Below are 12,894 nucleotides of genomic sequence, written 5' to 3' on the forward strand. Positions count from 1 at the left end.
CCTCGGGGCCCGTCCTGCTCGTGCGGGGCGGGCCTCCGTCGTTCCCCAGAGACGTCCTTTAGGCTCGTCCCATGCCCCGTGAGACCGCGAACCGCCGTGTGCCGGTGACCCTGCCGACCGGCGAGACGCCGACGGGCCACTGGCTGCGGTCGATCCGGTTCTCGGGGTTCAGCGTGCTCATGCTGGTCATCCTGGTCATGTTCGTCGTCATCCTCGCGCCCTCGCTGCGCACCCTGGTGCAGCAGCAGCAGCAGATCGCGGCCCTCCAGGACGACGTCCGGCAGCAAGAGCAGTCCGTCGACGAGTTGAAAGAAGACGTCGCGCGATGGAGCGATCCGGCGTACATCGAGGCCCAGGCACGCGACCGCCTGCTCTACGTCTACCCGGGTGAGTACAGCTACCTCGTGATGGGTGACGACGCGGCCCAGGCGCCGGGCACGGCTCCGGGCACCGGCACGACGATCAGCGACTCGCTCCAGACGCCCCAGGTCGACTGGGTGGCGGCGATGACGGCCTCGGTGCTCGACGCCGGGCTGAGCGACGAGCCCGCGACCGAACTCGTCGCCCCCGACATCAGCGGCAGCCAGGTGCCCGCCCCGACCTCCGAGCAGACAGGTGGCACGCCGTGACCACGCCCCCCTTCGACCCCGTGACCGACCACGACGTCCGTGTCGTGACCGCCCAGCTCGGGCGGCCCGCGCGCGACGTCATCGGCATCGCCGCGCGCTGCGTCTGCGGCGCACCCACCGTCGTGGCGACGAAACCGCGGCTGACCGACGGCACGCCCTTCCCCACGCTCTACTACCTGTGCCACCCCGGTGCCACGGCTGCCGTGTCGACCCTCGAGGCCACCGGGGTGATGGCCGAGTTCACCGAGCTCCTCGAGTCCGACGCCGAGTTGCGAGGCCGTTACCACGCCGCGCACGAGGCGTACCTGGCCGACCGCGAGGGCATCGAGCACGTGGACGAGATCGACCACGTCACGGCGGGTGGCATGCCCGAGCGGGTCAAGTGCCTGCACGCCCTCGTCGGTCACTCGCTCGCCGCCGGGCCGGGGGTCAACCCCTTCGGCGACCTCGCCCTCGAGCGGGCGTCGTGGAGTCCCGACGTGTGCCGGTGCCCCGACTTCCTGGCCGACGACCAGCAGGCCGCCGCATCGCCCGAGATCGGTGGGGGAGCCTGACGCGCGTGCGCCGTTCCGGGGGGTTCGTGGTGGCGATCGTGCTGGGGGCCCTCGTCGCTGCCGTCGTGCCGGCGTCGGCCGCATCGGCCGACCAGGTCCGCGATGCCGAGTACTGGCTCGCCGACTACGGCATCCAGCGGGCGTGGCAGACCACACGGGGGGCGGGGACGACCGTGGCCGTGATCGACACCGGCGTCGATTCGTCGGTGCGTGAACTCCAGGGCGTCGTCGTCGGCGGCACCGACGTGTCGGGGCTCGGCTCGGCCGACGGTCAGACGCCCGTCGGCGACGACCCGAACCACGGCACGCTGGTCGGATCGATGGTCGCCGGCCGTGGCACCGGGTCCGGCGACGGCGTGATCGGCGTCGCGCCCGAGGCCGACCTGCTCTCGGTGTCGGTGGGCTTCGGCTCGTCGGCGGTGGACTCCGACGACCAGATCGCCCGGGCGGTGCGCTGGGCGGTCGACGCCGGGGCGGACGTCATCAACATGTCCCTGACCCGCAACACGCTCGACTGGCCGACCAGCTGGGACGACGCCTTCCTCTACGCCATGCAGCACGACGTCGTCGTCGTCGCGGCGGCCGGCAACCGCGGCAGCGGCACGACCGAGGTCGGCGCGCCCGCGACCATGCCGGGCGTCCTCACCGTCGCCGGTGTGGATCGCCAGGGCACGGCGAGCTTCGACGCGTCGAGCCAGGGCATGACGATCGGTGTGGCCGCCCCGAGCGAGGACCTCGTGGGTGTCGGTCCCGGTGACGTCCACTACAGCTGGAGCGGCACGAGCGGTGCCACGCCCCTCGTGGCGGGCATCGTCGCCCTCGTGCGCAGTGCCCATCCCGAGCTCGACGCCGACGACGTCATCAACCGCGTCGTCGCGACGGCCATGCCGAAGGGCGCCACGACACCCGACCCGCTGTACGGGCACGGCCTCGTCGACGCGGCCGCGGCCGTCACGGCCTCGGTGCCGACGGTCGCCGAGAACCCCATGGGCGACCTGGCCGAGTGGATCCGCGTGCACCGGCGGGCGGACGTGCCGGCGCCGTCGGCGCAGGCGACGAACCCGACCGTCGAGGCCCCCGTGCCGACACCGGTGACCGATCCGGGTCAGCCGTTGGCGGTCCTGCTGCCCACGGTCGAGACCATGAGGTCGACGGGCATCCCGTTGATCGTCCTCACGGTCTTCGGGGGAGCGGCCGTCCTCGTCGCCGTCGGGGCGGTCCGCCAGTTCAGGCGTGCGCGGCGCTCGGGGTAAGGTCGTCTGCGACACCCCCACCTCAAGGAGACATTCGCCGTGCCCAAAATCCTGATCGTCGGCGGCGGCTACGCCGGTTTCTACACTGCCTGGAAGCTCGAGAAGTGGTTGCGCGCGGGTGAGGCCGAGGTCACGATCGTCGACCCGCTGCCCTACATGACGTACCAGCCGTTCCTGCCTGAGGTCGCCGCCGGGTCGATCGAGCCGCGCCACGCGGTCGTCGCCCTCCGACGCCACCTCAAGAAGACGAACGTCGTCACGGCCAAGGTCACCGGCGTGGACCACGCCTCGAAGACCGCCACGATCACGCCCGAGGTGGGCGACGCGTGGACGATGCAGTACGACCAGATCGTGATGACGGCCGGCGCCGTGTCCCGCACCTTCCCGATCCCGGGCGTCGCCGACGAGGCCATCGGCCTCAAGACCATCGAAGAGGCCGCCGCGATCCGCGACAAGGTGCTCACGAACTTCCAGAAGGCCGCCAACCTGCCGGCCGGTCCCGAGCGCGACCGCCTGCTCACGGTCGTCGTGGTCGGCGGTGGCTTCGCCGGCATCGAGGTCTTCGCCGAGCTGCGCAGCTTCGCCAGCGACCTGCTCAAGAACTACCCCGACCTCACCATCGACGACACGAACTTCCACCTCGTCGAGGCGATGGGCCGCATCATGCCCGAGGTCTCGCTCGAGACGAGCCACTGGGTGCTCAAGAACCTCGCCGAACGCGCCGCGACGGTCCACCTCGACACGCAGCTGCAGTCGGCGGTCGGCGGGAAGATCGAACTGTCCACGGGCGAGTCGTTCGAGTCCGACCTCATCGTCTGGACGGCCGGCGTCATGGCCAACCCGATGGTCCGCGGCACCGACTTCCCGCTCGAACAGCGCGGACGCATCACCGTCAAGGCCGACCTTCGCATCGTCGACGGTGAGACCGTCGTCCCCGACGCCTGGGCCTGTGGTGACGTCGCCGCCACCCCCGACCTCACCGGGAAGGGCGTGGGTGGCTTCTGCGTGCCGAACGCCCAGCACGCCGTCCGCATGGGCAAGCGTCTCGCGAAGAACATCGTCGCCTCGCTCCGCGGAGAAGGACTCGTCGACTACAAGCACGAGAACCTCGGTGCCGTCGCCGGCCTGGGGCTGAACGTCGGCGTCTTCCAGAGCGGCAAGTTCGCCATGAAGGGCTTCCCGGCCTGGGCCGCCCACCGCGGGTACCACGGCATGGCGATGCCCTCCTTCGAGCGCAAGTTCCGCGTCGTCGGCGGTTGGTGGAACAACTTCTGGTTGGGACGCGACATCGTCTCGCTCGACAACCGTGAGCGTCCCCGGGCGGCCTTCGAAGAGTTCGCCTCGCGTCCCAAGGCGGCCGTCGAGACGCCCGCCGAGGCTCCCGTGCCCGCATCCGTCGGTGCCGGCCAGCCCGCCGGCGAGGCGGGGCCCGCGTACGCGAACCCGGTCGAGGACGACGGAACGGCCAAGAAGGGCACGGCCGAGGTCGGCGAGGCAGCGACCGGTGCTCCTCGCAAGGCGCCCGCGCGCAAGCCCGCCGCCAAGTAGGGGATCATCGGCGAGACCGCGGTGACCGACGCGGTGCCCGCTTCCGAATAACCCTCGAGCACGTCCGCGTCTCGTAGGCTGGTCGCTCGGGCCCCCGTAGCCCAATCGGCAGAGGCAGGCGACTTAAAATCGCTTCAGTCAGGGTTCGAGTCCCTGCGGGGGCACGTGCCGCCCCCCGCGGGGCCCGTGTCGCCCCGCGGTGGCGAGGTCGCATCTGCCCCGGCGCGCGGTGTCGATCGCGGCCCCTGCGGGACGCAGGCGCCTCGCGGACGACCCCGCCCGCGCCTCCTGCTCTCGCGTGGGCCCTCGCCCGCGCCTCCTGTTCTCGCGTGGGCCCCCGCCCGCGCCTCCTGCTCTCGCCCCCGCCTCCTGCTCTCGCCTAGGCCCCGAGCCCGCGCCCTCGCCCGCGCCTCCTGTTCTCGCGTAGGCCCCCGCCCCCTCGCCCGCTCGTCCGTTCCCACTCCGTAGCCCCGCCCGCTCTGCCAGCCAGAGCGCCCGGCCGCCCGGCTGCCCGCACCGCGCGAGCATCGTCGGCAACTCAGGAGATCGGCGTGCTCCGGGGCACGTCGCGCGCGTTCCGGCGTCGTTCTCCTGAGTTGCCGACTTCACGCGTCCGGCCGGCGGTCGCGTCCGCCGTATGGCCGCATCGCCTCGGCCCCTGTCGCGCCCCGTCCGCCCGCGTGTTCCGCTCCGCCACCCCCCTGCCGCGCCCCGAGCCAACCCGGCGCACTCTGCCGGCCGCGCGCCGCCCTGCTCTGTCCCACTCCGCCCTGCTCTACTGCGTCGGCAACTCAGGAGATCAGAGGATCGGCAGGCCGTTCCCGTCCGTTCGTGCGTCGATTTCCTGAGTTGCCGACGACGACGACGACGACGACGGCGACGACGCCGACTGCGGCAGGCATTGCGGCAAGTCCCGGAACCACCGGCAGCCCGACGGCCTGGCAGTCGTCCGCGTGACATCCGCCGCCCCGACCGCCGTCGAGTGAGCCGCAGTCGCGACGGCCGGCGACGGAGGCGCGTCAGGTCAGGCGTCGTCGGTGTCGATCTCGACGAACGACGTCCAGAGCCAGGCCGCGACGCAGAGGCCTGCGGTCACGGCGGCGGCCACGACCGCGCCTCCGACCGGGAAGGACGACGAGCCGCCCGTGAGCACGGCGGCGGCCGCCGTGACGCCGACGACCGTGAGCGCCACGTGCAGCGGGCGCGACCAGGCCCAGAGGCGTCGACCCGGCAAGGAGCCCACCGGCACGAGCGCGAGCACGAGCGATCCGAGCCCGGTCAGGCAGACCGTCGCGCTCGTCTCGAGGGCCAGCTCGGTGATGAACCCACCGGTGGCGGGGAGGGCGCCGTGGACGGCCCAGGCCCCGGCCGACACGACCACCAGTGCGGCGACCTGGACGAGCGCGAGCAGCCCTGCCTCGCGATCGCGCACCTCGCCGGTCCGGCCGTGGTGCGCCTCCGACCGGGGCGCTGCGGCGAGGCTTCCGACGAGCACCACCCCGAGCACGAGGGGCGGGTCCAGGCCGAGCGACCGCGTCACCGCGCAGGCGACGACGGCGACGAGGAGGAGGCGCGGTGACATGCGGATGCGCGCCTCGCGGTCCGGGGAACGCCCCATCACCAGGGTGGGGACGACGACCGCGAGCACGTTGACCAGGGCGACTCCGACGACGATCCCGGCGAACAGGCGTGCGTAGCGGACCTCGTCGTCGAGGCCGGCCGCCAGCCCGACCACGGCGGCTCCGGCCGCGATGGTCAACCCGGCGGCGAGGCGCGGGTCGAGGGTGGCGGTCGAGAACGAGGTCGGGAGTTCCCGACGACGGTTCCGGCCGGTGAGCCGCGGGGCGCGAGGCGCGAGGCGACCTCGCATCGCCGTGGCCAGCAGACGTGCCGGGGCGACGACGAGCAGCACGAACGCGACTGCGAGGCCGAGAGCGATCAACCATCCCGTCCCGGTCATCGTCCGGCCGAGGGACGGCAGGTCGCGACCGAACGTCGTCGCGGCCGCCCAGGAGTCCGCCCCCGGTGTGGTCGCTTCGGGTGGTACCTCGCCGACGCCACCGGGAGCGCCTCCCGGCCCGTCACCGGTCCCCGGGGCTCCGGGCGCCCCGGCAGAGGGCTCGGAGGGGACGGCGCCCCCGGGCGCGCCGGGCGCCGCCGGCGGTGCCGGTGCGGCCGAGGACGAAGGAGGCGCGGGCTGCGTGGCCGACGACGTCACCGTGATCGAGATGCCCGCGCTGGGCGCCCCGACGTTCACCGACGGGTCGATCTGGGCGGCCTGGACCACGTGCTCTCCGTCGGCGAGGGCGGCATCGGACGACGTGCAGGCCCATGCGCCGCCGGAGACCGTGGCCTGGCAGACGGGGGTGCTGTCGACGTAGGCGGTGACGGTCGCGCCGTCTTCTCCCGTCCCCGAGAAGGTGAGCGGTTGCGAGGCGACCCGTTCGCCGGCCCGGGGCGAGAGCACGGCCGGCGGGGCGGGTGGGTCGCGGTCGATCGTGACGGTGACGCCGGTGGAGGTCGAGGACCGGGGCACGGCGGGAACGGAGTCCGAGGACTGGGACGCCGTGACCGTGTACCGCCCGGTCGGCCAGGTCGCCGACGGGAGCACCGCCGACCAGGCCCCGGCGCCGTCGGCCGTCGCCGAGACCGGCGCCGCGCCTCCGCCGACGGTGATGCGGGCACCGGGGAACGCGGTGCCCGCGACCTTGCCGCCGACGGCGGGTCCGCCCTGGACCGTGGGCGGGCCGAGCACCGAGAACGGAGCGCTGACGGCGTCGTCGACCACGGCGGCGTTCGTCACGTCTCGGACCGTGAGGTTCTGGTCGGCACCGTCCTCCACCGTCACCGGGCACGACCAGGGGACGCCGGCCGGGTCACCGGTGGGCAGGGTGACCTCGCAGAGGGCTCGACTGGGGACGCGGGGGTCGAGCACCCTCACGATGGCTCCGGGCGTGCCGGTCCCGCCGACCACGACGGCGTTCACGTCCCGGTCTCCGACGTCGCCGATCGTGGGTGCGACCGGACCGGGAGTGGGCTGGCCGAGCGACGGGCCGGGAGCGGGAGTTCCCGACGGGCTGCCCGCGGCGAGCGCGCCGACTCCGCCCGACAGGGCGAGCGAGAGACCCAGCACGACCGTCGCGAGGGTCGAGGCGACACGTCGTCCGTGTCGCGGCTCGACCACGAGCCGTCCGTCGACGGGGGTCGACGGACGCGGGGGACGCAGGGTCGGCGGCTCGAACACTGTCACCCATTCAGCACGTTCGCGGGGTACAAGTCAATCCGTTGTGCGGGGGAGTCGTGCGGGGGAGATGCCCGGTCGGGCCCTCCTCGGGAGTCTGCTTCGAGATCACCGGACGGGCAGGGACCCCACATGCAGCGCATTTATAGTGTCCAACGGACTCCCGACGACCCGACCCCGGTCGCGGGCGACCATCCGGCGCCCGCCGTCATCGGTCCACCACCTAGGAGTGACACGTCATGCAACCGGCCACGATCGGCATCTTGGTAGCAGCAGGGATCATCGTCCTGCTCGCGGTCATCATCGGCATCTACCTCTGGGCCACCTACAACTCGTTGGTGACCTTGAAGGTACGCGTCGACGAGGCGTGGAGCGACATCACGATCCAGCTCAAACGCCGGGCCGACCTGATCCCCAACATCATCGAGGCGGTCAAGGGATACGCCTCGCACGAATCGTCGGTCTTCCAGAACGTGACGGCGGCCCGTGCCGAGACCATCGGGGCGGGTACACCGGCCGAGGCGTCGGCTGCCGAAGGGCACATGCAGACCGCCCTGAAGAGCATCTTCGCCGTGGCCGAGGCCTACCCGCAGCTCCAGGCGAGCCAGAACTTCCTGCAGTTGCAGTCCGAGCTGGTCGACACCGAGGACAAGATCCAAGCCGCGCGCCGCTTCTACAACGGCGGCGTCCGCGAGTTCAACACAAAGAACCGCGTCTTCCCCAACTCCCTCTTCGCGAAGCGGCTCGGCTTCAGCGAGCGGGACTTCTTCGAGGTCTCCGAGCCGTCGGCGATCGCCGAACCGCCGCGCGTCCAGTTCTGATCCAGCCCGAGTCGTCCTCGACACCGTGTACTCCGCGATCTCGCGCAACAAGCGCAACACCGTCTTCATCGTCCTCATCTTCCTGGTGATCGTCGGGGCCCTCGGGTTCGCCGCGAGCGCCATCTGGAACAACGGGTCGATCGGTTTCCTGGTTCTCGGCGGTGCCGCGGTGTACGCCGTGATCCAGTACTTCGCGGCCAGCGGGCAGGCGCTCTCGATGAGCAACGCCCAGCAGGTCGACGGTGTGACGGCTCCGCGGTTGTACCGTACGGTCGAGAACCTCAGCATCACGATGGGCATGCCGATGCCCAAGGTCTACGTCGTGGTCGATCCGGCCCCCAACGCCTTCGCCACGGGCCGCGACCCGGAACACGCTGTGGTCGCCGCCACGACCGGCCTGCTCGAGATCATGGACGACAGCGAGCTCCAGGGCGTCATGGCTCACGAGCCCGGTCACGTGAAGAACTACGACATCCGTGTGTCGACCATGGTGTTCGGCCTCGTCGTGGCCGTGGGCTTCCTGGCCGACATCCTGTTGCGCATGTCGTTCTTCAGCGCGTTGTCAGGGGGGAACCGCAACTCGAACAACAACGGTGGGGGCGGCGGGAACCCCGTCTTCCTGGTGCTCGGTCTGGTGGCCATGATCATCGCCCCTCTCGCCGCGGCAGGTGTCCAGGCGGCCGTCTCGCGTCAGCGCGAGTACCTCGCCGATGCCACCGGGGCGTTGACGACGCGGTACCCCGAGGGTCTCGCCCGAGCCCTCGAGAAGCTCGGTGCCCAGGGGCGGCCCATGCGGCAGCAGAACACCTCGATGTCGCATCTCTGGATCAGCGATCCGATGAAGCCCGGCGTGATGGACCGACTCTTCAGCACGCACCCTCCGCTCGCCGATCGCATCCAGCGGCTGCGACAGAACGCCGGGACCTTCTAACCGAGGGGGTCGGCCGGGCCGACCGCGTCGGCCCGGCCGGTCAGCACCATGCGGAGTCGGCCCGCCAGGTCGCCCCGATCGGCCACCTCGACGGCGTCCAGTCCCTGCCAGGCGGCCGCTCGGCGCAGCGTCGTCACGAGCCGCTCGACGTCGACGGGGAGGTCGCGCTCATGCCATGCCGCCTGCACCCGCAGGACGCCCGCCTGACGATCGCTCTTGAGGTCGACCCGTGCCACCAGCTGGTCGTCCTGCAGGACGGGGAGGACGTAGTAGCCGTGCACGCGTTTCTCGCGCGGGGTGTAGATCTCGATGCGATAGCGGAAGTCGAAGAGGCGTTCCGCCCGGGGCCGGTGCCAGACGACGGGGTCGAACGGTGACAGCACGGCATCGGCCTCGAGCCGACGGGGTACGCGGGCGTCACGGTGCAGCCACGCGGTCGCACCCCAACCCGGCACGTCCACGGGTTCGACGACACCGTCGTCGTGGAGCTCGCGCAGGGCGGGTACGACGTCGGCGGCCTTGAGGCGGAAGTAGTCGGCGAGGTCGGCGGCCGTCGCGACCCCGGAGGCGCGGGCCGCGTGGGCGACGAGGCGCCGGTGGGCCTCGTGACGGTCGACGTCGACGGCCAGGACCTCGGCCGACAGCACCTGTTCGGGCAGCGCGTAGACGCGCTCGAACCGACGGCGACCGGCACTGACCAGGGCACCCGTGCGGAACAGCGACTCGAGGCCGCGCTTCACGTCACCCCACCCCCACCACGGGCCCGTCCGGTCTGGCTGGGGGAAGAGGGCGGCGTCGGCCTCGACCAGGCTGGCCGGCAGGGGCCCCTTGTCGCGGATCTCGTCGAGCAGCCAGCGTTCCATGCGCGGACTCGTCGACAGCCACGAGGAGGCGTCCCCCCGCCACTTCGCGTCGTAGTCGCGCATGCGCCACCGCAACAGGGTCCAGGTCGACACCGGGACGATGGCGGCCTCGTGGGCCCAGTACTCGACGTACCGCCCGCGGGGAGCGAAGGTGAGGCGGTCGAGGATCGAGCGGTCGTACGCGCCCAGTCGTGCGAACGCGGGCAGGTAGTGGCTGCGCTCGAACACGTTCACCGAGTCGATCTGCAGCAGGCCGAGGCGATCGACGAGGCCGTTCAGCTGCCGCGTCCCCGGGCGGGCGTGGCCGTCGACGGGCCTCCCGAAGCCCTGGGCCGCCAAGGCGACACGACGGGCCTGGGCGGGGGAGAGCTGCTGACGGGGCACGCGGACGACTGTAGCGACGGCCACCGACGCGCGCCGCGCCTCCTGGTGTCGGCTGGTCCCCGTCGACACATGCGTGCACCGGCATGTGGAGGGGTAGGTGACCGGCCCCGCAGGGCCATAAACTGACGCGATGATCTGGCGGAACCGCCCCACGCGCGGCGACGAGGTGCAGGGCGACGTCACGAGCGGTCGCGCGGCCGGTGTCGTCGCCGATCCGTCGGTGCCGCGGGGCATGGTCATCGCCGGGGCCTGGTCCTGGCGCATCCTGGTGATCGTGGCCGTGGCCGGCGTCGTCATCTGGTCGATCACCCAGCTGCGGGTCATCGTCATCCCCTTCTTGGTGGCCCTGCTGATCTCTGCGCTGCTCGTCCCGCTCTCGGCGTGGCTGCAGCGGCACCGCTGGCCCAAGTGGTTGGCGGTCGTGTCCGTCCTGGTGGGGTTCCTCGTGGTGGTCTCGGGCCTCGTCGTCCTGGTCGTCCTCCAGATCGTCGACGGCTGGCCCTCGTTGCGTGATCGCTCGATCGCCTCCTACGGCGACTTCAAGGACTTCCTGCTCACCTCGCCGTTGCACCTCACCGAGGCGCAGATCAACGGGTACGTGTCCGACGCGGTGGCGGCCGTCCAGCAAGACAGTCAGCCGCTCGTGCGCGGTGCGCTCTCGGTCGGGTCGACCGCGGGTCACGTCGCGGCCGGGCTCGTGCTCGGGCTCTTCGCGACGATCTTCGTGCTCGTCGGCGGGTCCGAGATCTGGCGGTGGGTCGTCCGGCTCTTCCCCCGGGCATCGCATCCGGCGATCGACGGGGCGGGCCGCGCGGGCTGGCTCACCCTGACCAACTTCGTCAAGGTGCAGATCTTCGTCGCGTTCGTCGACGCCGTGGGCATCGGGTTGGGGGCGCTCTTCCTGGGCCTGCCCCTGGTGGCACCGATCGCCATCGCGGTCTTCCTCGGGTCGTTCGTGCCCGTCGTGGGCGCCGTCGCGACCGGAGCCGTCGCCGTCGTCATCGCCCTCGTCTACAACGGCTGGGTCGTGGCCCTGCTCATGCTCGCCGTGGTGATCCTCGTGCAGCAGATCGAGGGGCACCTGTTGCAGCCGTTCGTCATGGGCAGCGCCGTCAAGGTGCACCCGTTGGCCGTCGTCTTCGCCGTCGCGGCCGGCACCCTGGTCGCCGGGATCCCCGGCGCCCTCTTCGCGGTCCCGTTCGTGGCCGTGCTGAACGTCATGATCACCTACGTCGCGAGGGGTACGTGGCGAGAGAAGCCGCGACCCGTCGAGCACGACGTCACGCGGCCCGGAGGCCTCACCGATGTCTGAACGCACCCTGGCCGGTCCCACCCTCGTCGAGATCGAGGAGGCGCGCGACCGCGTCTCGCAGGTCGTCCGCGTCACCCCGATGGAGACCTCGCAGTACCTCGCCGAGGTGCTCGGCTCGCGGGTGCACCTCAAGTGCGAGAACCTGCAGCGCACCGGGTCGTACAAGATCCGAGGCGCCTACAACCGCCTGACCCAGCTGAGCGACGACGAGAAGGCGCGCGGGGTCGTCGCCGCGTCGGCCGGCAACCACGCTCAGGGTGTCGCCCTGGCGGCCCGTGAACTCGGCATCGTGGCCACGATCTTCATGCCCGTCGGCGTGGCCCTGCCCAAGCTGCAGGCGACCCGGCACTACGGCGCCGACGTCGTCCTCCGGGGGCACACGGTCGAGCAGTCGCTGCGAGCTGCACAAGAGTTCGCCGACACGACCGGCGCCGTCTTCATCCCCCCGTTCGACCACGCCGACGTCGTGGCGGGCCAGGGCACGCTGGGGCTCGAGATCCTCGAACAGGTGCCCGACGTCGACACCGTGATCGTGCCCGTCGGCGGAGGTGGGCTGGCGGCCGGCGTCGCCAGCGCCCTGAAGCAGAGCGCGGCACGCACCGGGCGCGACGTCCGCATCATCGGCGTGCAGGCGGCCAACGCCGCCCCGTACGCCGTCTCGATGAAACTCGGCGTGCGGACCGACATCGACGCCCAGCCCACGATCGCCGACGGCATCGCCGTGGCGAAACCCGGCGTGCTCAACTTCGAGATCATCCGCGACACGGTCGACGAGATCGTCACGGTCAGCGACGACGACACGGCCCGGGCGATGCTCGTGCTGCTCGAGCGCGCGAAGCTCGTCGTCGAGGCCGCGGGTGCCGTGGGCATCGCCGCGATCCTCACCGAGCAGGTGCGTGACCTCGGCACGACCGTGGTGATCCTCAGCGGCGGCAACATCGACCCGCTGATGATGGAGCGCGTGATCGGTCGCGGCCTCGCGGCCGCCGCCCGCTACGTCAAGCTGCGCATCGGCATGCCCGACCGCCCCGGCCAGCTGACCCGCGTCAGCGAGGTGCTGTCCGACGCCAACGCGAACGTGGTCGAGGTGCTGCACACCCGCCACGGTCGCGGGCTCCAGATCAGCGAGGTCGAACTCGAGCTCAGCGTCGAGACGCGCGGGCCGGACCACGTCGAAGAGGTCCTGCAACGGCTCCGCGACGCCGGGTACGAGCCCAACGTCGACTTCTGAGCCGACTCCGCGAGACGTGCCCCGCGCCTCCTGACCGCGCCCGCGCCTCCTGACCAGGTCTGCGCGTCCTGACCGTGTCCGCGCCTCCTGACCAGGTCTGCGCGTCCTGACCGGGTGTTCGCCTGCT

At 71.8% G+C, this 12,894-nt stretch carries 10 protein-coding genes and 1 tRNA gene; 9 read left to right on the forward strand and 2 right to left on the reverse strand.

Translation table 11 applies throughout. From position 1 onward, the window contains the following. The first annotated feature begins 71 nt into the window (after positions 1 to 71). The 5 genes from ACVJ1F_RS05105 to ACVJ1F_RS05125 all read left to right on the forward strand — a co-directional run bounded on the left by ACVJ1F_RS05105 (position 72) and on the right by ACVJ1F_RS05125 (position 4,148). Entirely contained in the window at positions 72 to 629 is a 558-nt protein-coding gene (locus ACVJ1F_RS05105; protein WP_056048823.1) for an FtsB family cell division protein, read from the forward strand. Then, positions 626 to 1,183: a DUF501 domain-containing protein gene (locus ACVJ1F_RS05110; protein WP_456885050.1), complete on the forward strand. Its 558-nt coding sequence runs from the start codon at positions 626 to 628 to the stop codon at positions 1,181 to 1,183. Before ACVJ1F_RS05105 ends, ACVJ1F_RS05110 begins: the two co-directional genes overlap by 4 nt. 5 nt (positions 1,184 to 1,188) lie before the next feature. After that, complete coding sequence (locus ACVJ1F_RS05115) at positions 1,189 to 2,436, forward strand: S8 family serine peptidase (protein WP_456885052.1); 1,248 nt, start codon at positions 1,189 to 1,191, stop codon at positions 2,434 to 2,436. A gap of 39 nt (positions 2,437 to 2,475) precedes the next feature. Continuing rightward, positions 2,476 to 3,984: an FAD-dependent oxidoreductase gene (locus ACVJ1F_RS05120; protein WP_456885054.1), complete on the forward strand. Its 1,509-nt coding sequence runs from the start codon at positions 2,476 to 2,478 to the stop codon at positions 3,982 to 3,984. Between the two features lie 90 nt (positions 3,985 to 4,074). Continuing rightward, positions 4,075 to 4,148: transfer RNA gene (locus ACVJ1F_RS05125), tRNA-Leu, on the forward strand. A gap of 860 nt (positions 4,149 to 5,008) precedes the next feature. On the opposite strand, the gene ACVJ1F_RS05130 is transcribed toward ACVJ1F_RS05125, so the two are convergent. Then, positions 5,009 to 7,234, reverse strand: coding sequence for a hypothetical protein (locus ACVJ1F_RS05130; RefSeq protein ID WP_456885056.1), 2,226 nt, complete (start codon positions 7,232 to 7,234; stop codon positions 5,009 to 5,011). A gap of 230 nt (positions 7,235 to 7,464) precedes the next feature. On the opposite strand from ACVJ1F_RS05130, the gene ACVJ1F_RS05135 reads away from it, so the two are divergent. Together ACVJ1F_RS05135 and ACVJ1F_RS05140 are read left to right on the forward strand one after the other, a co-directional pair. Then, positions 7,465 to 8,046 carry a LemA family protein gene (locus tag ACVJ1F_RS05135; protein WP_043597810.1) on the forward strand — a complete coding sequence of 194 codons (582 nt, stop codon included), beginning with the start codon at positions 7,465 to 7,467 and terminating at the stop codon, positions 8,044 to 8,046. A gap of 25 nt (positions 8,047 to 8,071) precedes the next feature. Next, positions 8,072 to 8,977, forward strand: a complete 906-nt coding sequence (locus ACVJ1F_RS05140) for a M48 family metalloprotease (protein WP_456885058.1) — start codon at positions 8,072 to 8,074, stop codon at positions 8,975 to 8,977. Here ACVJ1F_RS05140 and ACVJ1F_RS05145 read toward each other — a convergent pair. Next, a complete protein-coding gene (locus ACVJ1F_RS05145; protein WP_456885060.1) occupies positions 8,974 to 10,224 on the reverse strand; it encodes a winged helix-turn-helix domain-containing protein in 1,251 nt (416 codons plus the stop codon). The two genes, ACVJ1F_RS05140 and ACVJ1F_RS05145, sit on opposite strands and share 4 nt — an antisense overlap. A gap of 130 nt (positions 10,225 to 10,354) precedes the next feature. Between ACVJ1F_RS05145 and ACVJ1F_RS05150 the strand changes: the two genes are divergently transcribed. Beyond that, positions 10,355 to 11,536 carry an AI-2E family transporter gene (locus tag ACVJ1F_RS05150; protein WP_456885062.1) on the forward strand — a complete coding sequence of 394 codons (1,182 nt, stop codon included), beginning with the start codon at positions 10,355 to 10,357 and terminating at the stop codon, positions 11,534 to 11,536. Next, positions 11,529 to 12,767, forward strand: coding sequence for a threonine ammonia-lyase (gene ilvA, locus ACVJ1F_RS05155; protein WP_056048808.1), 1,239 nt, complete (start codon positions 11,529 to 11,531; stop codon positions 12,765 to 12,767). Before ACVJ1F_RS05150 ends, ilvA begins: the two co-directional genes overlap by 8 nt. The last annotated feature ends 127 nt before the right edge of the window (positions 12,768 to 12,894 follow it).

The sequence above is a fragment of the Frigoribacterium sp. 2355 genome (genome assembly GCF_054060695.1).